15 protein-coding genes are annotated in these 24,922 nt (G+C 64.3%); 8 read left to right on the top strand and 7 right to left on the bottom strand.

The window, feature by feature from the left end; translation table 11 throughout:
* Window positions 1-15: 15 nt before the first annotated feature.
* From ACZ4TR_RS35995 to ACZ4TR_RS35975, 5 genes are all read left to right on the top strand, one after another.
* Complete coding sequence (locus ACZ4TR_RS35995; protein WP_465292442.1) at window positions 16-759, top strand: 3CxxC-type zinc finger protein; 744 nt, start codon at window positions 16-18, stop codon at window positions 757-759.
* Window positions 756-2,453, top strand: coding sequence for an ATP-dependent nuclease (locus ACZ4TR_RS35990; protein WP_465292440.1), 1,698 nt, complete (start codon window positions 756-758; stop codon window positions 2,451-2,453). The genes ACZ4TR_RS35995 and ACZ4TR_RS35990 overlap by 4 nt, the downstream gene beginning before the upstream one ends.
* 660 nt (window positions 2,454-3,113) lie before the next feature.
* Window positions 3,114-3,452, top strand: a complete 339-nt coding sequence (locus tag ACZ4TR_RS35985; RefSeq protein WP_465292438.1) for a hypothetical protein — start codon at window positions 3,114-3,116, stop codon at window positions 3,450-3,452.
* A gap of 55 nt (window positions 3,453-3,507) precedes the next feature.
* A complete protein-coding gene (locus ACZ4TR_RS35980) occupies window positions 3,508-3,690 on the top strand; it encodes a hypothetical protein (protein ID WP_465292437.1) in 183 nt (60 codons plus the stop codon).
* A 661-nt stretch (window positions 3,691-4,351) separates the two neighbouring features.
* Window positions 4,352-5,227 (top strand): hypothetical protein, encoded by an 876-nt coding sequence (locus ACZ4TR_RS35975; RefSeq protein WP_465292435.1) that lies wholly within the window; start codon window positions 4,352-4,354, stop codon window positions 5,225-5,227.
* Here ACZ4TR_RS35975 and ACZ4TR_RS35970 read toward each other — a convergent pair.
* Window positions 5,163-5,717: a hypothetical protein gene (locus ACZ4TR_RS35970; RefSeq protein ID WP_465292433.1), complete on the bottom strand. Its 555-nt coding sequence runs from the start codon at window positions 5,715-5,717 to the stop codon at window positions 5,163-5,165. The two genes, ACZ4TR_RS35975 and ACZ4TR_RS35970, sit on opposite strands and share 65 nt — an antisense overlap.
* A gap of 797 nt (window positions 5,718-6,514) precedes the next feature.
* Here ACZ4TR_RS35970 and ACZ4TR_RS35965 point away from each other — a divergent pair.
* Window positions 6,515-8,884 carry an nSTAND3 domain-containing NTPase gene (locus tag ACZ4TR_RS35965; protein WP_465292431.1) on the top strand — a complete coding sequence of 790 codons (2,370 nt, stop codon included), beginning with the start codon at window positions 6,515-6,517 and terminating at the stop codon, window positions 8,882-8,884.
* Window positions 8,885-9,326: 442 nt separating this feature from the next.
* On the opposite strand, the gene ACZ4TR_RS35960 is transcribed toward ACZ4TR_RS35965, so the two are convergent.
* The 6 genes from ACZ4TR_RS35960 to ACZ4TR_RS35935 form a co-directional block, all read right to left on the bottom strand.
* The gene (locus ACZ4TR_RS35960; protein ID WP_465292429.1) at window positions 9,327-11,195 is read right to left on the bottom strand and encodes a DNA cytosine methyltransferase; all 1,869 of its coding nucleotides are present in this window, start codon (window positions 11,193-11,195) and stop codon (window positions 9,327-9,329) included.
* Window positions 11,196-11,340: 145 nt separating this feature from the next.
* Window positions 11,341-13,086, bottom strand: a complete 1,746-nt coding sequence (locus tag ACZ4TR_RS35955; protein WP_465292427.1) for an AIPR family protein — start codon at window positions 13,084-13,086, stop codon at window positions 11,341-11,343.
* Entirely contained in the window at window positions 13,083-16,187 is a 3,105-nt protein-coding gene (locus ACZ4TR_RS35950) for a sigma-70 family RNA polymerase sigma factor (RefSeq protein WP_465292425.1), read from the bottom strand. The genes ACZ4TR_RS35955 and ACZ4TR_RS35950 overlap by 4 nt, the downstream gene beginning before the upstream one ends.
* 47 nt (window positions 16,188-16,234) lie before the next feature.
* Complete coding sequence (gene drmB, locus ACZ4TR_RS35945; protein ID WP_465292424.1) at window positions 16,235-18,016, bottom strand: DrmB family protein; 1,782 nt, start codon at window positions 18,014-18,016, stop codon at window positions 16,235-16,237.
* Window positions 18,013-21,141, bottom strand: coding sequence for a helicase-related protein (locus tag ACZ4TR_RS35940; protein ID WP_465292423.1), 3,129 nt, complete (start codon window positions 21,139-21,141; stop codon window positions 18,013-18,015). Before ACZ4TR_RS35940 ends, drmB begins: the two co-directional genes overlap by 4 nt.
* A 38-nt stretch (window positions 21,142-21,179) precedes the next feature.
* Window positions 21,180-22,667 (bottom strand): nuclease-related domain-containing DEAD/DEAH box helicase, encoded by a 1,488-nt coding sequence (locus ACZ4TR_RS35935; protein ID WP_465292421.1) that lies wholly within the window; start codon window positions 22,665-22,667, stop codon window positions 21,180-21,182.
* Window positions 22,668-23,435: 768 nt separating this feature from the next.
* Here ACZ4TR_RS35935 and ACZ4TR_RS35930 point away from each other — a divergent pair.
* Together ACZ4TR_RS35930 and ACZ4TR_RS35925 are read left to right on the top strand one after the other, a co-directional pair.
* Window positions 23,436-24,425, top strand: a complete 990-nt coding sequence (locus ACZ4TR_RS35930; protein ID WP_465292419.1) for a hypothetical protein — start codon at window positions 23,436-23,438, stop codon at window positions 24,423-24,425.
* Window positions 24,398-24,712, top strand: a complete 315-nt coding sequence (locus tag ACZ4TR_RS35925; protein WP_465292417.1) for a hypothetical protein — start codon at window positions 24,398-24,400, stop codon at window positions 24,710-24,712. The genes ACZ4TR_RS35930 and ACZ4TR_RS35925 overlap by 28 nt, the downstream gene beginning before the upstream one ends.
* Window positions 24,713-24,922: the final 210 nt, after the last annotated feature.

Genomic DNA, 24,922 nt, shown 5'->3' with positions numbered 1-24,922 from the left:
GATTGTGTTACGAAGATGGACGTTTCAATCCCCGACTGGCGTGAATCCAGCGCAGGTGCCCGGACTCGCGTCGCATTATGGCTGTTCACCGAGGTGAGGGAGGGTGGCACCTTCACTAAGGCCCAGCTGCGCGAAGCCTTCCCCGGCGTCGAACAGATTGACCGCCGGATGCGATCCTTACGCGCCGAAGGATGGCAAATCACCACGTACCGCGAGGACCGTTCGTTGTCTCTTGACGAGCTGCGGCTAGTCACCGTGGGTGGCCACGTGTGGACGGTGGGCTATCGCAGCCGACAAGTAGCGGTCAGCGACAGGGACAGGGTCAGAACCCTTGAGGCCGACGGATATGCCTGCCGTTTCTGTGGGATCGGTGCGGGTGAGCTGTATTCGGACGACAGGATGCGCACCGCAAAGCTGTCAGTGCAGCGGACGTCCCGCAATGGTGGCGGCGCGCCCCACCTGAGGGCATTATGCGAGAGGTGCATGTCCGGCCAAGCCGCCGGCGAGGTCGAGGCGGACATCGAAGTTCTCAGCGCCGCCGTCTCCGCGTTGCGCGACAGCAGCCTTGAGGACTTCGCGCGCTGGGTCAGCACCGGTTGGCGCGACCGCAGCAGCGCCGAGGAGCTCTGGTCCAGGTACTGCGCACTGCCTCCTGACTCGCGAAGCGAAGTTGCGCGCTACGCCGCCAGCGAACTCCAGCGTCGGCACGGTGTTACCACTGTGTCACCCAACCAGGGACAGGCGACCAGCTCGCGATGATCAAACGTGTCACCTTGACAAGGTACCGCGGTTTCGAGCACTTCGAAGCAGGCCTATATCCGCACGCCTTCCTGGTAGGCCCGAACAGCGCCGGCAAGTCCACCATAATCGAAGCTCTTGGTTTGGCCGAGAAGTGCCTGAAGCTCGCCCGGCGCCGCAAGCCAACCATCGGATTCGTCGACCAGCACCGGTCCTGCAAAGGGTTCCCCATCCCCGTGCCGACCAGTTCCGAGGCAGAAGACCCAGTGCGCTTCGACTTCGGCACCGCCGAAGCCCGCGTCGACATTGAATGGATTTCTGGTGCCGCTCTGCACATGAGCTGGCCTGAAGAGGACGAGGATGGGAGGGCTGACGGCAGGTTCTGGCTCGAAGTACCAGGTCGGCCAACGTCGCCGTCGGCCATCGCCTCACTGTGTCCACCAATTTTTGCTGTTCCTGTTATAACGCCGCTCGACCATTTCGAGGACCTTAAAAATATCCAGTACGTCAAGGACAAAGCCGACACCCGCCTCGCGAGCCGCCACTTCCGCAACCACCTGCGCCTGCTCCGCACGGATGGCGGTTTCGATGAATTCGTCGCGTTCGCACGGCCGTGGCTGCCAGAGATCACCATCGAGGACGTCGTTTTCGACCCGTCCATCAATCGGATGGCCGTGTTTTATGGCGAACGTCGCAGCCGTGTGCCGAAAGAGATCGCCTGGGCTGGTGATGGACTGCAGATCTGGCTGCAACTACTGTGGCATCTCTACCGCGCTCGAGGTGCTACGACCGTGGTCCTCGACGAGCCAGAGGTGTACTTGCACCCCGACCTGCAGCGCAGGCTAGTGCGCCTGCTGGAAGATCTCGGCCCTCAAGTCGTCATCGCCAGCCACTCGTCAGAATTAGTAACCGAGGCACTTCCTGCCTCTGTGCTTTGGGTCGACAGGACCACTCGGCGCGCCCGCCGGAGTGGGGCGAAGGCCATTCCGAAGTCGCTGGCTGACAGCCTTGGCAGTAACTACAATCTAGCGCTCGCGCGGTCCCTTCGCAGTCGAGTAGTGGTCGCGGTCGAAGGTGCAGATACTAGAGCACTGCGAGCCATTGCTAGGACCGCCGGAGCAGCGAAGCTAGCAACGGAGTCAGATCTCACGGTCGTACAGCTTCGCTCGTTTTCAACCTGGGCTAGTCCCGAGCCTCTGCGGTGGATCGCTCGCGACGTCCTCGCCTCTTCCGCGTCACTCGCGGTCCTGCTGAGTGACGATAGCCGACCACAGGAATTCAACGCGAAACTCGCCGAAGAACTGCAGTCCGACGGGATCTATGTGCACGTCTGGCGCCAGCGAGAGCTCGGCAATGTGTTCCTGTCTGCTGCCGTACTTGCCCGTGCGGCACGGACCGACGAGTACGCCATGCACGACCACCTGCAGACGGCAATCCAGCATGCACGCAGCGAGGCGTTCGTGCACTGGTCTCGCCAACACCAGCGCTTCAGTAGCCTCCACGCCGACGGGCCAGGACGATTTGACGAGCTCTGGCGGCGCCCCGGGATGCCGGCCCGCATGGTGTCCGTGCCACTCGTCTTGGCCGAAATCAACAAATGGCTCGCCGCAGATGGCTACCGCGAGCTAACGGCGGAATCAGCTGCGCGCGCGGCGCAGTTGGACGACCTTCCAGCCGACATGATCACGACCATGCTCACGGTTGACGAACTCTGAGGACGCAGCTGGAAGCTACGAGGGACCTGCCGCTTGAACCAAACGACAGCGCGAAGCTTTCCTTCATCCCTTATTGGGCCGAAAGTGAGCTATAGTACCGTGCTTTGAGCACAATTGTGCCGAAGACGTTGACTAGGACATTGGGGGCGGTGGCAGGTTGACCGGCTGCCCTCGTCGCAACGCGCGGCCGCTCCCGCGATGCGCCGCACCGTTTGTCGTTCAACTCCACTGCAACCCCTCGTGTCACGTCATTCGGCTTGCGCGCACTGACCTTTACACGCCAGGAAACCTGTAACGGCTTCGGTGACGGACCCGGCCGGCGATCGACATGCTGCAGGCAGACGACCGGGGGCTGACGTCAAACGGGAGCGACAGCCAGTAACGTCCGAGGACGATCTTGGTCACTATCTACACGGCTCATGCTGCCGTAACAGCTGAAGGAGATTTCTGTCGAAGACGGACCGCAGCAGTCAGCGTCTGAGCTTGAGGTGCTTGCCGAGCCAAAGGCAACTTACTTCAGTCGCATCCGCTTATTGTCGGCCCGTAAGCTCTCGTCGCCGTCGCTCGGCTTGAGCGACAAGGTCGCTCCGGCCCAGCCTCGCATAGGCCTTGCTGAGGCTGGTAAGCACAATCACCTCCAGCGAGCCCGAACCCGGACACGTGCCATCCCACCCGGGCGAGTTCGCGCTGTTCGAGACCGCTTTCTACACCGCGCTCATCAACCGGCACGGCCTCATCGACCTCTTTCGCGCGCTGCACCCAACCACCAAGGAGCACAGCTGGGCCCGCCGCACCGAACTCGGCTACCGCTACGACCACGCCAACACCTCCACGCCGCTCCTCACCCACCTCACCAACTGCTCCTACATCCACCACACCCGATCCGGGAACCCAGCACTCACGGACCATTTAGGACTCACCACCCAGCTGACGCTCACCGCGACCACGCTGCTGATAGCCTCCGACCCGGCCGCGGACCGCGAGGTAACGCAGTACTAGCCAGGAAGCTCCTGCCTGCCATCAGTGAGCCCTCGAACACGAAGACACCCACCGGATGACCGTCGCCAGCGAACCGGCCCTGCGGGTCGGCGCCCGCGTCCTGCTCCCCAACAACGCCGACGAAGTCCTGCTCATCCACGCCCGCGACCCGACCGCCACTGGCGCGAACTCCCTTGCGGTGTCCTCGAGCTTCTCGCCGAGGTCTTGGTCGCCGCCAGCCGCGAAATCGCCGAGGTAGCAGGCCTCGTCCTCGACGAGATCCGCCGCAAGCTCTGGATCCGCGAAAGCCGCTTCACTACCGCGACCGACAACACCGCCGCCTCGACCACGTCTACCTCGCCCGCACGACGCCACAAGTCGCGCTCCAGCACACAGCCAACGAGCGGGCCGGTCTCATCGAGCGCCGCTGGTGGTCAACCGCCGCGCTCTCGAGGTGCACAGACAAGCTCTTGCCCGCGCAGCCGGCCGACCTTCTGCAGGCAGTCCTCGACGACCGATTCCCGCTCGCTCCCCTCGGGCGACGTCGACAACGCCTTGTGATCGCATCCCGAACAGGTCGGTGCGTGACGATCCGGGCACGGAACGGATGCCGCGAGACGGCTGGCCGGTATTCAAATCGAGCCGGTCGCCGTCGCCGCCCCCTGCAGTTACTGCACCTGCAGCGTCCCCGAGGGACGTACGCCCTCGCGAAAGCGGATGAACCTACGTATCCGGCACCCCGAATCCGCTACGAGTGAAGTTTCTGAACAACGGAAACCGTGGACATTTGGCTCCCGTCTGCGAAATCCTCTGTATTCGCGTCATGGCAAGACTACATCCGCCGCTGACCGTGTCGGCCGACATGCGTGTGTCACCCACAAGTGTGAGAAAGTGTCGGGGGTCCTCGATACCGTCCCGGCATGAGTCACGAACCGCAGACCTGGACAGACGAGTGGTCGAACCGGCCGACGGTCACCACGGCGGAGGAGGTGGTGGCGACCTTCCAGGTCACGCCGGCCACAAGAAGCAAATACGACAGCTGGCGTGCCGACAAGTCGCGCGCGCAGGTCGTGGAGCTGGTCAGCAACCACACGACTGTCGAGTTGTACCGACTGACCCTCGACGACGTCCGCCGAGTATGCGGCAGCACCTCCCACGCTCTCGCCGACGCGTCCCGGGAGGATGCCGAACGCGTCCCGAAAGCCCGCGACTGGTATCCCCGCTTCGCCTTCACCCACCTCATGCACCACTACCTCGAACAGCAGAAAGAGCTGCCGACCTGGCAGAAGATCAGCAGATTCTTCTTCCGTTCTGACGAGGGAGTGGACCTGATCGGCAGCGAAACCCGCGAACTCGTTGCCCGGATCGTGCAGGACGGCGTTACCGAACAACTTGCGGACCGCGCGCTGCAGTGGCGATTCGGCAACGCTTACTACAGCTTCCTGCGTGAAGTGTTCACGGTTGTGACGCTGCGCTCGCGAGGGTTTGACGTGCGCGTGCACCCACTGGCCGACGCTCTGTTCCGTGTGGACGGATGGATGGATGACACGATCATCAGTCTTTGGGTCGCCAATGAAGACTTCCGGCGTGATAAGGGCCTCGAACCCGCCGGCCGGAAGGAACGCGCCTGCGATCTCCTTGCCGATGCGCCGGTGCCGTTCAGGTACCTCAACATCGAACTAGACAAGGCCTTCAAGTGGGGGCAAGTCCATTTGCCCTCCGACGGGAAGCTCACCCTTGCAGCGGAGGAACTTGCCAAGTTCCGCGACAAAGCAACCCGCCCCGATTGGTCATGACGTGCCTCAAGGATTCGCCGCACCTGCGCTTCGGCGGGGGCTCAAGACCCTCCGCGCCGAGCATCACGGCCAGCGCCTCGGGGCTCGAGGCGAACTCGACCTCGTCCCGCCCGAGCATGCAGACGTCGCGGCTGCCCGAACTACTTGCGACCGCATCACGCAAGACGGCGACCACGTTGCTGTCGGCGTCATGCAGGTAGGCAGCAGCGCGCACCTCGAGCTTCCGTTCGGGGTCGTCCACCCAGTTTGTCAGGCAGTGGCAATAGGCGGCCGCCTGGCGGCACGGATGGGTGTACTTCACCCCGCGAGTCCAGGTGAACAACGAGGTCGTGGAATCCACCTCGGTCCATTGTTTGAGCTCCACGACCACGGCAGTGACCCCGCCGCCAGGGCGGCCGCCCAGCAGCAGCGCATCGACTCGCTGCCCGCTACCGGGCAGCTCGTACTCCAGCGGCAGCCGCAGATCGCCGAGCCCTGCCTGCCCGAACATGTGGAACAGCCAAGGCCAGCTGTTGTGCCAGCTCAGCTCCTCAGAGTCACCAGGCGGCCGCTCGTACAACTGGACAAAACGTTCAGCACAACGAGCGACGAACCCGCCGGCGCAGACTCGAGCTGATCAGCCAGTTCGGCGACGCCCCCCGTGGACAAACATGCTCAAGGCATAGCAGAGAGCACCGACATCGCGGAAGTCATCACGCCTCAGCTGGCTGGCAAGGCTCGTGTCCCTAGGGACACGAGCCCAGTGTCCGAGGACGATCTTGCTCGCTCGAAACAACCCTTAGCATCTAAGATACTCTTGAGGTGAGCGTCTATGAAGTTAGGAGCAAATAGTCACGGCCGAAGATCGACCGTGGACGATCTTGCTCGATAACCACAGCGCTCACATTGGTCTGATCAGGCATGTTAGCTGTTCAGGACGTCGTCGGATCAGGCTCGATGGCGAGTCGAGTTCGGCTTCTACGACCCGTCTACTTGGCGTAGTGCCCCGGGGCAGTGGAACGACAGCTTCACCGCGGCGGTCGCCGTCACCAACAAAGGTCGGTGCGCCGTGGACGCTGACCTTGATGCTATCCGCCAGCCGGCGGTCTCGCCCGGCCGAGACGGCGACTATCTCCCAGCACGGCGACCGGGTCACCGTGACAGCCGCGGACTGCAACACGGCCCGGCGCCAGGTAAGACCGTCACGACCGGTTTCAACAGCGACTTCGACCACGGCACCCCGCCGCCGCGGGCTCACGCTCAAGGGCGCCCGCTGCGACGCCCTTGAGCGCCGGGCAGAATGGGCGGATGGATTCGTTCGATCTGGGACGGCTGAGTGACTACGACTTCGAAGTGGTCTGCCGGGACCTGTTTGAGGAGATCCTGGGTCTAAAGATCGAGATCTTAGCCCGCGGCGTCGACCGCGGGATCGACCTTCGGCACATGACCGGCGACGCCGGCGACGTCGTGATCCAGTGCAAGCACTGGGCCCGCAGCGGCCGTGCCAAGCTGCTCGCCCACATGCGCGATAAGGAGCGGGCCAAGATCACAGAACTGCGGCCTGCACGGTACATCCTCGCCACGACCGTCGAATTGACCGTAGACGCGAAGGACACCCTCCTTGAAGACCTCGCGCCATACGTCCACAGTACTGGCGACTTGTACGGCGCGGAGCAGCTCACCGAGGAGTTGCGCAAGCGCCCGGCACTCGTGCAGCGCCACCTTCGGCTGTGGCTGACCAGTACCGCTGTCCTGCATGCGGTGCTGAACCAGGACGCGCTGCTCCGCTCGGAAGACCTAGTTAGTGAGCTCGACGACGCCGCGATGACGTTCGTCCCGACCCCCACCTTCGACGCAGCCCGGGAGCTTCTCGAGCGAGAGTCAGTCTGCCTACTGGCGGGTATCCCGGGCATCGGCAAGTCGACGCTCGCGAAGATGCTCGCCCGCCTCCATCTGGAAGGAGGTTACCAGGTGGTCGACGTGACGCGGGAAATCAGCGAAATCGACAGAATGTGGCTTCCCAAAAGTCCACAGCTGTTCTTCTACGACGACTTCCTGGGCGAAATTGCCTTCGACCACCACCTCGGAAAAAACGAGGATCGTCGGCTGCTCGGGGTCCTTCGCCGGATCCGGAAGACGCCGGGGAAACTGCTGGTCCTCACCACACGCGAGTACATCCTGCGGGAGGCCAAGCATCGCCACGAGACTTTGGACGACGGCGACCTCGAACCGCTCACGTGCGATGTCGGGACGGACGCCTACAGCGTGGATATCCGTGCCAACATCCTGTACAACCACGTCTACTACTCCGAAATCTCAGCCTCTGAGAAGAGAAAGTTCGCCGTCCCGTCGCAGTGGCGCGATCTCCTTTGGCACCGCAACTTCAGTCCCCGACTCGTGGCGAATACCCTGCGCCTCGCCGGCCGTGACGGCACCGCGGAAGTGGCCGAAGCCCTGCTCCTCAACTTCGAGAACCCAGAGCGAATCTGGGCACGCGTCATAGAACAGCAGCTTGACGCTTCCGCCGTCCACCTGCTCGAGGTGCTGTTCACCTTCGGCCGGGACACGGAGCTCGACGACCTCCACGACGCCTGGCGCAGCTATCGCATCGCTCTCAGGCAGTCGGACGACCGCCGGCAGTTCCACGACGCGGTGAAAGTCCTCGACGGCTCAATGATCGAAACCTCGCGCCTGTTCGACCCGATCGGGCTTGAAGGTGAAACCGCACCCGTAATCGTATCCTTTCACAACCCGTCCATTCGAGACTATCTACTGAGCCGGGTCCAATCGAAGCTGGTCTCCCTTGACGAGCTGCTCGGGACGATCATCGACGCTCCACGTCTCCACCATCTGGTCTCGCTCGCGTTCCTGCGCTCGCACAGCGTCCTGCGGGACGCGTTGCGCACACGCGTCGACGACCTGACGGACTTGTTCCTTCGCGAATACGCCGAAACCGAGAGACCGTCCTTCGAGGAGGCGCTTAGAGACGACGACTGGGGCGACGAAGACGATGACGGCAACTGGACGATCGACCTGGACTACTACCTGAAGGTCGCGGTCGTCATCGACTCCCGGGTCCTGGCCGGATTTATTGCGGACAAGATCGAGAACGCAGATTCCGGCCGGATCGGCGACTGCGAACCGCGTCATCTCATCACCCTCGCTGCCCACCTCGCGGCAACCGAGCTGATCCCAGCGGAGCAGCGCCTTCGGCTAGGGCCCAAACTACTCGACGAGGCCATCGCCGACAGGTCGCGCGCGCAAGGCCAGCTCGGATATCTGTGGTCGGACCTCAGCGAGCTAGCAGAACTGCTGACCGACCTGGAGGTACCGGGAGCACCCGAACGCTTGCGGACGATCCACGAGGATATGACCGATGTGGTGCACGGCGAACTCCGCGCATGGCTGTTCGACGAGCCGGCACGGCGAGCATACACAGCCCGTTACGGCAACTGGTGGGATCTGGCGGAGGTCTTGTCGTCTGTCGAGCCCGAAGATTTGCCCGAAGAGCTGCGTCCCGCGTACGTCGTCGCTACGGCCGCGGCCCAGGCAGGTATTTCGGCCGAAACCCCGACACCGAAAGCCAGAGAGGTGCCGCCGACGAACAGGCCGCCCGTTCATATCACCGAGCCGACTCTCGACGAGACGCTTCGCAATATGCTCGAAACCCTCGAATAGGCCAGGTCTTCCCGCAAGAAGTCCACCGCGAGTCCGGCACCGGGCCGGGAGTGTGCGGGTGCTGCGTGTATACAGACACCTGAGCCAGCTCGACGTTGAACGGCAGCCTGAACCGCCAAAGCGATGCTCGGCTGCGGAACATCTTGGTCGCCAGGCGCAAGACACCGCCACAACTCGCTGATTCGGATCAGGTACGGCAGGCTATGGTCGCAAACTGCGCATCGGGCATCGCTAAGCGGACGTCGACGACTGGTCAAGACAGCCTACACGGCCGCTCCTCACCGAACAGGGCGATCTATTGACCACAGGCCGGGAAATACGACCGACTGGTTCGCCTGACGCCACCCATTTACCGCACTGCAAGGAAAGTGCAGTAGATGGATTAATTCTCCCCGATCTATCGCGATATCCTTCCGACCGTCGGCATTATCTGCAATTCTGTTCAGAACAGTCGGTCCGATAACTCACCGTCCAGGGCGGTCGCGCACTGGCGGGCCAGTGGGCATCCCGCGCACATCGGTGCTCGCTTGTGGCAGTGAAGCTGGCCGACCAGTCGCAACGCGGCCATGCGCAGCGGTGCGCTGGAGTCGCCTCCTATCAAGCGGGAGACGTCGACCCTGCCGTCAGTGAGGCTGTTCGTCCGCTCCGAGCTGGTGTTGAGCACGCGTGACGACACGCGGATGGCCGGCTGGCTGGTTAACAAGACATCGTCGCCCGCCAGCAGCTTCAGGAGTGCAGTCTTCCCAGGCGGAAGCGCTAAGACTTCCGGCATGTCCTGGGGGTGCAGCCAGAGCTTCCTGTCGTTCTGCAACTGCCGTAGGCGTGTGACCGATGCAGCAGCTCCGCGCGTGACTACCGCTCGTTCGATGAGGTCGATCGCTCGCTTGGTGATCCGCCCCCGCGTGGCCACCTCGCGGAGGCCAGAAGCGTAGGCGGCCAGTTCAACGGGTGTCGGGTCCAGCATCGCCACGACCGCGGCGACGGGCGGGGTCAGCTCGTCTCCGGGGAGCACGCACCAGTAATTCCCGGCACGCCGCTCCTCGGCCCAAGCGGCCAAGTGGTTTGCGAGAACACGCCACCGGTTCTGCCGGGCCTTGTCGGCGACCGCTACCGGGACCAGGGCGGTAGCTGCTGCCTTGCCCAGCATCGGCGGCACTGCGTTGCCGATCTGCTGAAACGCGTGACTGCGACTGCCCGCGAAGCGGAAGTTGTCCGGGAATGTCTGGATACGGGCGGCTTCACGCACGGTGAGTGTGCGGTTCTCAGACGGGTGAATGTACCAGTAGCCGTCCTTCGCGATGTGCGCGGTGATGGAACGGCTCAGCTCTTTCCAGTCCAACCGCTTGTACTTGTCGTCGAACGTTTCTGCGGTGTACCTGCGTAGGCTGGGATCGATGTGCGCATACAGCGTCTTCGACGTCATCGAAGCGAAGATTTCACGATCGTCCTCGCGAACCGGCCGGGTCATGTGATCCCACACCCTCCGCTCGCCGATGCCGCGTCTCATCGCCTTCGCGAACTCCGATACCTCGCCATCGGGTGAGTAGGGCAGATCTCGACGACCGGTCGTGAGGCCGAGGCGAGGTAGGTCGTGAATTGCATCCTGTACGAACACCTCTTTGCCTGGGCTAGGCCAAGTGAAGGCGTCGCTGTCGAGGCGGGCGAGCAGGATAAGCCGCTTGCGGTGCTGGGGAACGCCGTAGTGCCGGGCGTCAACCAGTCGGAGGTTGGTCCGGTATCCGACGTCCTCCAGCATATTCACGATCCGCCGTACAACGTGGAAGTCGTCGCCCAAGGCCATGTCAGGGACGTTTTCCATCAGCACCGCACGAGGCTTCACCTTGAGCACGACATCGACGTACGCTCTCCATAACTCCTTGCGTTCGTCGAACTCGTCGCGCACGCCGGCGTCCACCAGACTGCGGATCTTGCTGCGCCCTGCCCTGCTGAACGGCTGGCACGGTGGCCCGCCGGCGATGAGGTCGATCTCGACGCGTTTGAGCATCCTGACCAACGCGGCGCGCTTCTTCGGGTCCCCCAAGTCGACGTCGAGCGCGAGGCCGGGGAAGTTCGCCCGGTGAGTCTGCAACGCGAACTTGTTGTGGTCGACCGAGGCCGCGACGGTCCACCCGGCGTCGGTCAAACCCAGGCTCAAGCCACCGCCGCCGGAAAACAAGTCGACCGCGAGCCGGGCACCTTTCGCCACCCGGTCGGCGCACCACTGCTCGAAGGTCTCCTCGGTGCACGCCTCCGGGTGTGCCGGCAACTGGAGCAGGTCGCTGCGCTCGAGCTTCACCGCGTAGACCGCCACGTCGCCTCCCGTCCTCCGAACAGGGACCCGCGCGGGACCTCCACCACCGTAAATCTGGTTGTGCTCAATTTCTTCATGCCACTTCCCGGGACCGGTCCGCTCGGCCGACCCGACGCGCTAACAATGAAAACGGGGATGAAGTCACCTAACCGACGAGGACGTTGGCAGGAGGGGCCCACCCTATCGCGCGGACGCGGTCCCAGCAGGCGGTTTTCTTTGCCCACTCGGTGACGTTTCCGCCGCTCGGAGGTGAGGTGAGCACCCGGCGCACAGCCTTGGCAACGTCAGGTACCGCACTAACGATCGCTTCGGGCAGCGTCTGTTCGCGCCAGAGCCGGTCGAGATCGAGCCCGCCGAGCGTGTGTACGATCAGCGACACGCTGTGCGCAGCTGTCTGACCGAGGTACCCACCGAAGTTCTGCTTCTGGATGATCGCTCTGACCTGGCGGAACACAATCGCCTTGGCGACCAAATGGCGGAAGTACACGTCATCGGGGGCTTCGCGCTCGGCTAAGCCCTCGTCCGACGTCCACGTCCGGAAGCACTTCTCAGCGCCCTGGCACACGATTTCAGGTCGCAGCGAGTAGGCGTACTCGTACTTGGCGGCGTCCGTCTTGCCGAACCGCTGTCGCACAGGGTTCTCGCGGTCGAACTTTCGTCGCGTGGCGGCGGTCGTGAACCTGTTCTTCTCGACGTCGTACTGCCCGCGCACGCGCTCGTAGTACCAGCGAGTCTGCTCGACGTCGACCCCGAGAGAGGGCACCCAGGTGGTGCGGGACCACCGCTCCAACCCGACATGGAAGCGGCTGTTGCCCTCGAAGTCAGCTGGGGTGACAGCGTTCTGCGAGTTTGCGTAGCGGGAAATCTCCGGGACCATGCTGTCAAGCCGGTCATCGGCGATCAAGGTTATCTTCGCGGGCACCATGACCCGGGCTAGGTCGATCCCCTTGCGCGCAGCGTGGTGCAGCGAGGCGGTGGTCTGCCCGCCGTTGACAATCTGCAGCTCGGTCAGGGTGCGCAGCACCAGTCCGCCCGACGTCCGCTCGAGGTCTGCTGCCCGAGCGGTGGCGGACACGCCGTTGTTGTAGGCCAGGAATCGGCCGGGCTGCTCCTTGAGCGTCTCCGCGATTCCCTTGTTGACTTTTCCCCTGGCTTGGAGATAGGCACGCACGTTGCGCTGGAGCAGCCGGCTGTGGTGCTCGTCGTACAGATCGGCGAGCAGCTTCCCCGGCAGCATCGCCATCAAGCAGCGGTAACCATCGGCCTGCTCAGGTGACTCCAGGCAGTGCACTTCGTACCCCATCTCCTCGACGTCGATGAGAATGTCCTCCTGGTGGGCGCCGGAGCTGATCAGCTTTTGGAGACGGTTGACGTCCCACACGTTCACGAGGGTCGGGAGACCAGCAACGGTGGCCTCTTCCGCTCGGCGCAACCCGCTCTTCCCGTCGGTGAAGACCAGAATCTTGATCATCTGCAACTGGGGCCACGTGCCGTGGATGTGCTCGACCATGTCGTAAGGCGGGCTCGACCGCTCAAGCTGCTCGTGCAGTCCGCTGCGGCAGAACTCCGCGAACGCGCCGGCGCGGCGGACCAACTGGGTTAGCCGCTCGCGCTTCAGGGGCTCGGCGTCCAAGCCGTAATCAACGGTGACGAGATGCAGGATCGTGCCGTCTCCTGTGATGTCATACCCCGCGACCTCGATGCGACGACTCTGCCAGGGCATGAACAAGTAGCAGGTGTCCAGATCGTCTAGCGCCCCGTCGTCGATCAGGTGCTCACCGATCAGGGTCACGAAGGCGTCCCGTGCCATTAGCTCCGGCTCCGCCTGGACCCGGTCCTCCACCCTGCGCCGCAGCTCCGCTACGAAGGTGGCGAGTTCGCCGTCCGTCACGTCGTCCCCCTGGTTCGGTGCTGTTCGATTACAAGCTCTGACTTGCCGCGTGCTATGCGCGCGAGAGCAGTAAGCCTCGGCCGCAGCGGTGCCGGCACCACGACCGCGGCTCCGGGGTGATCTTCGCCCCAGGCGGAGCGCTGTGCGAACGGTACCTCGACGAGGACCCTGGCCAGTGCGGTGCTCTCCGCCATGTCCAAGCCGTCGAGTCCGAGCCACCCACCGCGCGAGAGGTACCGGCCGTCACATCGCACGTAGAAACCCTGCGAGGCCCGCCAGTCGACCGGGTCGCCGACCGAGTCCGCCTCTCCGGCACGCAGGAGGTCCGGGTGGGGTAGGACGCGAGGACTGGCGACCGCCGAGAAGCCTTCGCCAGTTACCCGCTCTTCCCCGAGGTGCTGCCCGGCCGGGTTACCCCACAGGAACGGGTCTTTCGCAGTCACCACGCATCCGTTGACGTCGAGGCGGGTACTGCGCTCCAACAACTCTCCGAACACCACGCCCAAGTCGCGGATGCACCGGTTGAGGATCGTTCCGAGGTGTGCACCCGCGACTTGCGGACGTGGGATGCGGAGCAACACCACCGACCAGCGGTCGACCTCGTCCTTGGCCAGCAGTCCCGCGGGGAGCCTCCGAGAAGTGCGATGCAGCCACCAGGTGTCGGTGTCCACGGCGGAGGTGAGCACGAGGCAGGCCGGGGACGCATGCGACTCCCAGGTGGTGATCTCACCGTACAGGGAAGCGGCGATGCCGAGGGCCACCGATCCGCGGGACACCGCGTGTCCCTCGGACAGCGTCGAGAGCAACGAATACCCGGCGAAGGTTGCACCGTCGTGGACCAGCGAAAGTCTGCAGCTCGTGCCAGAGCCCGCGCTCCTGATGCGGACGTGGCGGGCGCCGGACCGCAACGCGCGGTCCACCAGGGCGATCAGCAGAGCTCCCACGGCACTGTCGCCGTCTGCAGCGCCGAGCAGCTCCACGAGTCCCGATCCCGTGGCGATCTCCGTGCTGGTCGGGCGCTTCTCACGCTCCAGTGTGCGCATGCCGTTCGACCGACGGGTCGGACGCTTCGGTGAGGGCATAGGTACGGGATTTGCACCGCCGGCCACCAGACCTACGTCCGCGAGCTTGTCGCGCAGGTGGTCCTTCGCCTTGCTTTCGATCTGCCGAGCTCGTTCGCGGGTGAACGAGAAGTGTTCGCCGATCTTATCCAGGGTGAGTTCGTCACCACCGTCGAAGCCGAACCGCAATCTGAGCACTTCGGCTTCGCGTTCCTTCAGTAGTGACAAAGCTTTCCGCACCAGTTCGGCGCCGAGTTCGCGGTCTACCACGTAGTCGGGGTTCGAGTGGTCTTCGAGCGGAGCGGGGATCATTTCCGCGAACGAGATCTCGCCATCCATGCCCAAGGGCGCGTCCAGGCTGATCACACCTAAGGACAACCGCAGGCAGTCCACCACCTTCTCCCAAGACAACCCGGTGCGTTTGGCGATCTCCGCGATTGGAGCGTCTTCCTGCTGGAGAAGCAGTCCGTTCCGAACGGTGCGAACCTTGCGGACTTCTTCGTACTTGTGGACCGGCAGCCGGATCATCGCGCCTTCGTCGGGAACTGCTCGGCCCATATGCTGGTTGATCCAGTTCACCGCGTAGGTGGAGAACTTCAGTCCTCGCGAGCCGTCCCACTTCTCGATCGCCCGCATCAGACCCAACAGCCCGTGCTGGTACAGGTCCTCGTAGTCAAGACCGGCACCGAGGTGCTTCGTGATGCAGGAGCCGACGAGGCCGGTGTTGTGCAACACCATGGCGTCGAACGCCTTCGCCCGCTCGTCAGCGCTGCGCAGCGTTGAGCGGAAACGCTTGGGGAGTTCCTCCGCGAGATCTTCACCGGTAAGCCGCATCAACTGCGCCAGCCCGACCTCCTCCTCCGCCGTCAGTAGGCGTTTGGCGCGGTCCTCGCTCCGCATTGGAGCAGCGAGCACAGCACGGGCACTGTCGACGGCTGATCGGCTGGGCGGGGGCAGCTGTTCTGCCGTGACAGGAGAAGCAGCGAGGTGCCTGGTGGACACCACCTCCACCCACTCGTCGCCGACCGCTTTACGCGTGCGGTCGTCCACGAGGGCAGACGGGAGCCCGCTCAAAGCAGTGGGTCGTCCCACACCGGAGTAGGAGAGAAACAACTCCGAGCGCGTCGTCGGGCCGAGCACCCGCAGCGCGTTCTCGAACCGGAAACGGTCCTCCACCTGGTCGAGTCCCGCCAGCACGACGTGGTCGAACCGCATACCCATGGCGCTGACCCAGGTCAGAACCTTGACTCCCGGGTCGGATGCGGTAACCGCGGCGTGCCGCGGGACCCTTGCACCGGACAGGTGCCACTGAGTCGTACCGTCGAACAGGTCGCCGATCCCATCCTTGAAGACTTGGACCAATTCGCGGGTCGGCAGCAGCACGCCGATTCGCCGGTCGCGGTGCGCCGTCGCGTGCTCTACGACAAACCGGATCTCCTCGTCGACGTCCTCGTGGTCCACCAACACTGGCCGCGGACCTTCACGGCGGGAGACGTCTTTGAGCAAAGATCCATCGCCAAGACGCTCTAGCAACTGGTCGATCTGCGCAGTGCCGCCATCGACGTCGTGCGAGGTCGTGGCGGCATCCGCGCCGAGGAGAGCGGTGAGGTCGTCCAATGTCGTACCGGAGTCGCCGACCGTCTGCACGGGGTCGACGAATACCGTCGCCTCGATGCTCAGTAGCCGGAGCACCGTGTAGAAGTCGGGTGGCAGCTGCTGCCCTTGGACGACGATGACATGTCGCCGGTCCAGCGGCCGGACGTAACGGGCTCGGAGGTGCCGCTTGAATTCCCAGAAGTCGACGTCGTAATCGTCCGTCTCCGGTTGCCTCACTCGCAGTACCGTGCGCCACATGTCGGCGAAGTAGGAGTGGTAGGTCATCACCGTGTCTCCACGGCTCTCGAACGGCATCATCGTGCGGATGCGGCTCGTCAGCACGCTTGACCGGGTGATGACGTGGAGTTCCTTGCCGCTCCCCCGCAAGCGGCGGTAGGCCGTGACCGCCTGGTCCGCTTGATCGACTGCGGGTGCGGCAGCCACCACGGTATGGCAAAGTGCCTCGTGAACCGGGGCTCGTAACGCGGCGCTCACAGCACGCTTCCCGGGACACCGTCGACCGTCGCAGCCAGGTCCTTGAAGAACCCGAACTCCGGGTCGATCAGAAGGCGTCTGTCCAGCAGCCTGTTCATCACCTCGCAGCTCGTCTCCGGGGTCAGCGAGCACGCGTGGCATGCCGCCAGGGACAACCCGTCCGGTCCCTGACCTGGGTGGTCTGCGCACACGGGATCAAACGAGCACCACCCGGCCGAAATGATCGACATGTCGAGGAGCCGACCCAACCGGGGGGACTCACCCATCCTGACGAGACCGCCGAGAGTGCCCTCCAAGTCACCAGCTGCGGTGTAAATCAGTACGCCGGCCATGGCGGGGCCTTTGCCGCTCCTCGTCACGTATAGGCGCTCGCGCAACGCGGAAGTCGAGTAGCCAGCTTCGAAGGCGGTGTTGCGCAGGAGCAGGTGTGCGAAGGTATGCAGGAGCACCAAGCGCGGTGTCGGCTCGGGGAGCCACTTGGCTCCCTTGTCTTTGTGCCGCTCCACCAGCTTCCGGCATCGGTCGATCACTGCGCCTGATCGTTCCCAGTGGGCGAGGGCTTCTTCGTCGAACCGGAGGAAGAAGCCCTCGCCGAAGACCTCGATCGCTGGCAGGAAGTCGCCGTCGGAACTCAAGTTCGACGGCACCTTCTCCCGCATCGTGTGGCGCTCGAAGTGCGTCAGCACCCGAACTTCGCGCAGGCGGTCGACCAGTACGACGTCTGCGATCAGTTGCCGCCAGCCGCTCGTCGTCCCTCCGACGTCTCCCAACGGACGATCGGCTCTGCGCGAGATGAAGCGATCCCGGTGGTCGTGGTCCTCCTGGGGGTTGATCAGGGCCGCCCACTCGTCCGGACGGATGTTCTCCGGACCACCGTCGACGGGAGTGCGCGGATCACCCGCCTCACGAGCCAGTGCCGCCTCGACCTCGGCGACGGAGAGTTTATACTCGTCGGCCGCTACCTCGATCATCTGTTTGGCCAGCTTGTAGCTCGGTTGGCCCACCAGGAACTTGAACTCGTTGCTCCTTATCAGCGCCGCCAGCGGGTCGCTGATCGTGCTCCACGCCGACTCCGGCGGAATATCGATCGCGCTTTCCACCGTGGGGAAGTACACACTCGACGCCCCGCGTTGCATCGCAACCATTTGCTCGGAGCATGCCGAGGCGTCCCTCGAGCCCTGCCACGGCTGCCTGCCAGAGCATTTGCCGCCAATCTGCTTCAGTCCGATCCTGGTGGTCAATCCGTCCAGGGACTTCTCGCAGCCGCACGTTCCGCAACGCACGACGAGCGAGTTAAGGCCACCACCGACGCCGGTCTTGTTCAGGAACTTCAGCTCCGGCCGCTGGCATTGGTTCTGATTCCGGCTGCGGCGAACCGCGGAGTGTGCCCAGCCGGCCCAGTCCACATCCGAGAGGTGCCCGTTGGCGCACACCGCAACGAACCGCATTGGGACGAGCTGCTTGCGACCGGGGCAGTGTTCACAAGACGGGGCGGTGTTGGCGACCTCTTTCTTGTACGACCACCGGCTCATGCGCCGGCAGCTTGGACAGAACAGCCACTGCGGGAAGCGGAAGTAGGGGATGGGCCAGCGGGGTGAGGGCGCCGCGAGCGAATCCACCTTCAGGTAGGCGGCTAAGCGCGGAAAATCGATGGGCACGTGCGGGCCGCGCCACTTCCCGGCATCCTCGACCACGAACGACTCACCGACGAGGTCGATGATCGCTCCAGGGCCGAAAGGACTGATGATTTGCGAACGCCGAACCTTGCGGACCGTCACTTTCGTGCCCCCCTCACTTCGACTTGGACCTCCACATCGACGCTGCGCATCGAGTCGAGCGTGGCCCAGCCGTCCCCTCGGTCGGTAAATCGCTTGAGCAGTCTGGGGCGCTCGCGCCCGCCCTGGCTGTAGCGCAGACCGCCAGCCGGCTCCGCATCCACTGCCCGCTTCACCCACGTCTCGATGAGGTCGTTGAGGTGAGCCTCGACCCGCTCCAGTTCGGTTGCGTCGGCTCGTTCGACTCGGCCGAGGAATCTCTTGACGAGCACAGCGAAGCGCTCGTCGTCGGGGTCGAATGACGCGGCCTCTTGGTCACCCGACAGACCGAGCGCGTGGCGCACCAGCACGACCAAGTCTGCGTGAAGGGCGCGCAGGCGCGCCGGTACCGAGAACGGAGTTACCGAACTCGGCTCGACCGAGCGGTAGAGGCTCGCGTGGTAGGGCGTGAACGACTCGTAGTGCGACCGGTCTCGCGGCTTGGACGGTGAGTACACCGTTACGACGATGCCTGGACGGTCGGCGCTCCGGCCCACGCGGCTGGTGGCCTGGATGTATTCGGCGGTCGTCTTCGGCTGGCCAACGACGGTCATGACGCCGAGACGGCCGACGTCGACGCCCACGGAGATCATATTGGTGCTGGCGAGGAAGGCGACGCCGTCCGACGCGTCGTGCCGTTTCTTGAGCCGGTCCAGGCGTTGCGGGATCTGTGCTGACGCCACGTTGCTGGTCAGCTCGACCACGTTGTCGTCGTCGAGGTGCCGCACGTGGTCCTCGGCCTGCGCGATCACCTTCAACCGCGACGGGATGTCGTCAGAGGCGAGGTTGATCGTCTTGCCCAGCTCGCGGAGACTGTTGTGGTAGACGACGAGCGTCGAGTATGCGTCCTTGGCCGCGGGCGTCAGATCGACTTCGAGTGGCGCCTGCAGCTGCGCTGCAGCGACGTGGATGAGCGCGGTAAGCGGCGTGTGCCCCTGGGGCATAACCCCCATGTAGGCACGACCGGGTCGTTCGCGGTCGGTGCTTACGAAGTACGAGTCGGCCGCGTCGACACCCGCTGGCGGGAACAGCGCAACAGGCCGCCCGAAGACACCCCTGGTCTGCTCGTCGGCCCGGCGAATGGTGGCCGTGGCGGCGACGATCTTGGGCTTGTTGCCCCGATGCGCCATCAGCACGTCGAAAGCCGCTTCATAGAGGCCGACTATGGTCCCGAGCGGACCGGAAATGAGGTGGAACTCATCTTGGATGATCAGTGACGGACCCGGGTAGGGACCCGCACCGAAGAACACGCCGGTGTCTTCTTTCCAGACCGTGCGGGCGAACTTGTCGACCGTGCCGACCAGCATGGTGGGCGGGTTCAGGTAGAGGTCTTCGTCCACGGAGGACATTGGCAGCTCGGTTCGGAAAGGACATTTGTCGTTCACACACCGCACGCGGAAAGAGTTATTGGTCGCCGAGATGCCCCACCGCCGCTCGTCCTCCGGGCTACCGGGCGTGACCCTGGTACCGCACCACGGGCAGGACTCGATCTGGAAGCCTTGGTCGCTCGCGGTTCCGTCACGCAGCCGTGTGATCAGTCGCCGGGCCTCTGCGAAGCTGTTGGGGCTGTTATCACCGCCGACCCAAAGGCCAATCGACACGGCGCGGCTGCCGAGCTGCCCCCGGTACTCGGGGTCGTCCCGGCGCACCCGCTCGCAGGCGGCAATCATGGTCGCGGCGCGCTGAAACTGCTGGCTGGTGAGCAGACGTAGGGTGTACCTGGTGATGACCGTCGTGCCCACTCCCGCGTCACCCCTGGTCATGCGCCGGTGGAGGATGGTGAACGCCGCGAGCCCGAGGTACGCCTCGGTCTTGCCACCTCCGGTGGGGAACCAGATCAGGTCGACCAAGTCCCGGTCTTCGCCCTCTTGGACCACGCCTTTCACCGTCATCAACAGGAAGCCGAGCTGGAACGGTCGCCAAGCGTAGTCGAGCGAGTCGTAGTCGACCGCCGGGTCCGGTGCTTCCGAGGGAGCGTGCGGCGAGCCGCCGAGGTGCGGCTGGCTGTGCGCCATCTGCATGACCATCACGCGGTTGGCCAGAGCGAAGGCCTTGAGTGCAACTTGGTCTTCGCGCAGAAAGTCGAGACCGCCCAGCATGCGGTCCCTAGCACTTGTGGCACGGACGCGCAACCGCTGAGCGGCAGCCTGGAGTCGCTGGTCAAGGTTCGCCACTGCGGCGTCCCAGGTCTTCGTGATCCAGTCCGAGTATCGGTCGACGAAGCCGGTCAGGGCCGCGAACACGGGCTCAGGATCGGTGGCCATCGCGGCGAGGCCGTTCAGGCGGACGGCGTCGGCCACGTCGGGTAGGTCGAAGTCGACGTCGGGCACGACGTGCACGGGGAGGAACGACGTGCCGACCCACGAGGGCTGTTCGCCGGTCGTGTCCCAGCGGGCGGCTGTCCCGTGGCCGACGGCGTACACCGGCACGTCACGGTACTGGAGTTCGAGTTCTTCCGCCTCTTCGTCGCTATGTGCCCGTGCCTGTGCCGGATAGCGGATGAGGGTGCCCTCCACGGCCGAGCAGCGCAGGTCGACCTGGAAGAGCAAGTCCTCTGGGTTCACCGCCCGGCGCTCTTCCTGCACATTGCGGTTGACCAAGACGACGGTGACGATCACGCCGTCGGGATGCAGACGCCAGATGACCTCGACGCTGGCCGCCCCATTCCAAACCTCCTTCCGCCGGCTCGCTCCGGAGGGTGGAGGCTCGAACCGCAGACCTTCTTCACCCACGAGATCCAGCGGTTCGCGTTGCCACTCGTCATCCGAGGTGGCGCGGTACCGCCCAGCTCGCACCTCCACCACAATGGCGGACCGCTCCGCGGTCATGAAGCTGATGCCGGCCGAACTCGGCCGACTTTGTCCCGCCAGCGTGATGGGGTTCTCGTCGTCGTCCTCGGGTAATGCCCCCGCCTGATCGTCGACTTCCTCGGCATCATCGGCTGGGAAGCTCACATCGGCGGTGGGCGGGGTGAGCGACATCGGGTACAGCACGGCGGTCAGGTACCGATGCTGTGGAGCCCGCTCGTACAGGACCTCGTCCTCGCTGTCGACCGGACCAACCAGTTGGTCGTGTAGATAGTCGATCACCCGGTCACGGTCCGGGAACCCGGTGGTGTGCAACCTTGTCACTGATCTGCCCCCGATGCGTCCGGTTTGACCACCCAGAGCGCGGCCTTGGCGCGGGTCATGCCCACGTACAACTGGGCGCGCGCTGCCTGCTCGTCCGCCGCGGCGTCCACCTCCAGGAAGGCGTACCGGCTCTCCAGTCCCTTGAAGTCGGCGACCTGCGCGAACCCGACGCGTCCACGGCCAGGACGGCGCATGCGCATCAGATCCAGAACGTCGACCCGCTCAAGCCACTCGACGGGCAGGTCGACGAAGATCGATGCGGCCAGGTCGTGCGGTGACAGCAGCACGACCTGTTCGAGCGGCACGCCGTGCTCTTCGAGCTCAGCCAAGGCCGCAGACACTGCGATGATTGCCTTATCGCGCTCCTCCTCGACCACTACGACCTCGCGGCCGTGTCCGGCCGTGGTCACCCCCAAGTCGGCGCCGGTCCGTTCCTGGGTTGCGCGGACGATTTCGATCGTGTTCCGGCAGTTGTCCATTAGGTCGACGAAGGTGGGGCGGTGCGAGTCGAGCCTGGCTTTAGCGCGGTCCTCGTAGCGCCCGACCAGTCCACGCTGGTTGTTGGAGTCGAGGAAGAAGGCCCAGCGACCATCGGCCAATCCGCCGAACAGCACGCTGTCCAGCACGTCGAGGCTATGCCCGTTTATGACGTCCTGCGCCTCGTCCACCACGACCATGTCGAAGGTGCCCGCACTGAAGGTCGACACCTCGTCGAACGGGACTGCGGTAATGCCGTCCAAGTCCTGCTGCGAACGGATAAAGGCTGCCAGGATCTGGCTGTGGCAGGTCAGCAGGATACGTTCGCCGGAGTCTCGGACACGCCGGCACATCTCCACCGCCAGCATGGTCTTGCCCGTCCCGGCACCGCCCTCGAACACCAGTCGCGGATTCCTCCGATGCTGGTCAAGCGCCTTGTACTGGCTCCTGGTCAGGGCAACGAGTTCTTTCTCCACCATGTCGTCGAGACGGCGCAGGGACAGCACGCGGTCGAAGTCGGGTCGGAGGGCGTTGAGGTAGCGCTCGACGTCATCGGCGGACAGAGGACCACGGTTGCCCGGCTTTCCCTCCCAGAATGCGCCCAACCGGTCGAGGCAGTCCGCCCACCCCTCGGAGGCCAGGCGAATCGAGTTGATCACCATTTCCGGGGTCCACTCCACGCTGACCGCGTCGAACTCGCTGTCTGGGAAGACAACTCCGTACCCGAACACCGTGCGCTCGCCCAGCTCCGGGTCGGCGGTGATGCGGCGGAGAACTTTCGCCAAGGCGAACATACTGGTCTGAGCCTGGTCGAGTGGGCTCTCCTTGAGCCGGTGCCGGTTACCCTTGAGGTCACGCGTGTGCCACACGTCCTTCTTCAGGAGGATTTCGCCTCCCTTGGCTTCCAGCACCAGTAAGCCGCGTTCGCCCAGCAGCAGGAAGTCGATCTCGCATACCCGCTTGCGGTCGTGCTCGGGCAGGTTGGTGCTGTGCAGGGCGTATCCCACCCGGCCACTTCGAGTGCGGCCAGCTGGGAGAAGATCTCCTGCTCTGCCCGACTGGCACCTGAGTGCACCGATTCCGGGATCATTCGCACGATAGCCTGCCCGCATCGCTACAAGGGGGGAAGGTGGTCGAAAACTTGTTCGATAAATTCAGCGGAGTCCCCCTTGGATCACCTGAGTAGCGGTGCGCAGCCACGCGCGAACGGTCAATCGTTAGTTCGGGTGACATAGTTACATAATCCAGAAGTGAGCCTTGATCACAGGTGCATATCGGTTCTCCGCAGCCGATCATGAGCACCTTCGAGAGCCTCTGACCTCGCTTTTTGTGTTTGCGGGCTCGACGCTGACCAAGCGACGTTGGCCTGGATCTTCCGCAGCTCCTCAGTCAGCGCGAACCACTCCTCGCCACGATCCGCCCCCGCCACCTTTGCTGCCGCCGGACACAGTCGAACAGCTGATCGACCTCGGGAAGGACCGTTCGCAACTTGACCACTTTTTGTCACGTTCCCGCCATACACCTTCCAGTTGGGTGGGACGACACACCTCGATGCACCCGACTAACCCAGCCGCGCGCTGGGTAGCATGGGTGATCTCCTCCGAACCTGCAGGGCGATAAAACGTGCGACGCCGGGAATCGGGAAAGTGGCGAAGTCCTTGAACATGTCCTCGCAGCGGGGCATAGCCGAGCTGGGCACGCCAGCGCGTAGTGCGCCCAGCCTGGTGGGCGCCCGCGACTGCGACCAGCTGGTACAGAGAAACTCCCGGCGGTCGGTGACCGGGTTGGCCTGGGAGGCTGATGCGGTGTACGCGCGTGATGATGAGAGTGTTGAATTGAATGCGGAGTTCTCGGTGGTTGCCGACGGCGAGCACCTGAATTTGGTGCTGGAGAGCGCCGGCGGCCGGGCGGCTGGACCTCGGCCACGTAACGACCAGTATGTGCCCGCGTTGACGTTGCTGCTTGGTCGGCTTCGCGACCGACGGGCGGTGCTGGTCTCCGGCTTGGTGGCGTCGGCGCGGACCGCCCACTTGTCGGAGGAAGCTCGCAGCATCGTTCCGAGTCCGATCCAGTTGGCCGCGGAGCACGCCATCAACGAGGTGGGGCTGCAGATCACGCGGGCGCAAGGGCGGGTCGGTCTGCCGGACGGTGCTGCGAAGGAAGGAAACAACCGGAAGCGAATCGAGCTGCACCTGGATGTTCCGGGTTACGGTCCGGACGATGCTGCACGGCTCGCGGCAGATCTCGCGGCACCCGCCAAACCGGCCTCGATCGCGGAGCTGCCGCAGGCAGACGAACTGCTCCGAGATCTCGCTGGCGAGACGATCCTGACCGTCGCCGGTCGACAGAACAGGGTGCTCAAGATCGAGGACGGATTCGTGCTGGTGGCTACCGACCGGTCGCCGGAAGGGCGACCGGTCGCCGTCGCCGACGTACAGCCTGGGCTCGACTTGCTCGCTGAACGGGGCTCGGTCCATGTTTCGGTCAACGAACTCGGTCACCGAAGCGCTTTCGTCGGGGCAGTGCTGGCAACTCTGCCGCACGCTGACGTCAGCTCGTCGCCTGTGATGGTGACACTGGAAAGCTCAGCGGTCGAACCGGCCCGGGTGACATCCACTTCGGCGAGCTCGACGCGCTCGCTCAGGTTAAGGTCCGAACCGAACAGGCACGACTCCGTCGGCTGCTCGCGGATGGCCGCGACAGCGCGGCGTGCGCATTGTGCGGCGACGAGTATCCGGTGCGGTTCCTTGTCGCCGCGCACGTGAAGAAGCGCGCAGCCTGTACCGACGCCGAGCGTCGGAACCTGCGCGACGTAGCGATGCTCGCATGCAGCTTCGGATGCGACATCCTCTACGAGTCGGGCTGGGTCACAGTCGACGGCACCGGCCACATCCGAACCGTCGAGGTCGACGGACTCCGGGCCGGGAGCCTGAAAACGCGCATAGAATATCTGTCCAGTCGACGCTGCGAAGCCCACGGGCCGGAGTCCGAGCCATACTTCGCCTGGCACCGCACGACCACGTTCCGCGGCCGACTCGGCAGCCAACCCTGAACGCTGGCGCTTCGAGCTACAGAGGTTGAACGGCTGGCATTACGGAAGTTGCGGGCGAGTTCCAGGCCGACGTGAGTGAGGAACGCGTAGATCAGCTCGGGCCGGTACTGGATACGTTTGAGTCGGGTTGGGTCTCACCTACGGCGTCCTGTCAATCCGCCGAAAGAGCTCACTCCGGCACCCAACCAGCAGCACCTCTGGACGTAGCCC

Source organism: Amycolatopsis sp. NPDC028719 (assembly GCF_055565395.1).
Note: the sequence above shows the minus strand (reverse complement) of the source record. Positions and strands in the feature narration are given on the sequence as shown.

Coding starts and splice junctions, on each gene's coding strand:
- ACZ4TR_RS35995 (WP_465292442.1), top strand. CDS start 16: ATGGACGTTTCAATCCCCGACTGGCGTGAATCCAGCGCAGGTGCCCGG.
- ACZ4TR_RS35990 (WP_465292440.1), top strand. CDS start 756: ATGATCAAACGTGTCACCTTGACAAGGTACCGCGGTTTCGAGCACTTC.
- ACZ4TR_RS35980 (WP_465292437.1), top strand. CDS start 3,508: ATGACCGTCGCCAGCGAACCGGCCCTGCGGGTCGGCGCCCGCGTCCTG.
- ACZ4TR_RS35975 (WP_465292435.1), top strand. CDS start 4,352: ATGAGTCACGAACCGCAGACCTGGACAGACGAGTGGTCGAACCGGCCG.
- ACZ4TR_RS35970 (WP_465292433.1), bottom strand. CDS start 5,717: ATGTTCGGGCAGGCAGGGCTCGGCGATCTGCGGCTGCCGCTGGAGTAC.
- ACZ4TR_RS35965 (WP_465292431.1), top strand. CDS start 6,515: ATGGATTCGTTCGATCTGGGACGGCTGAGTGACTACGACTTCGAAGTG.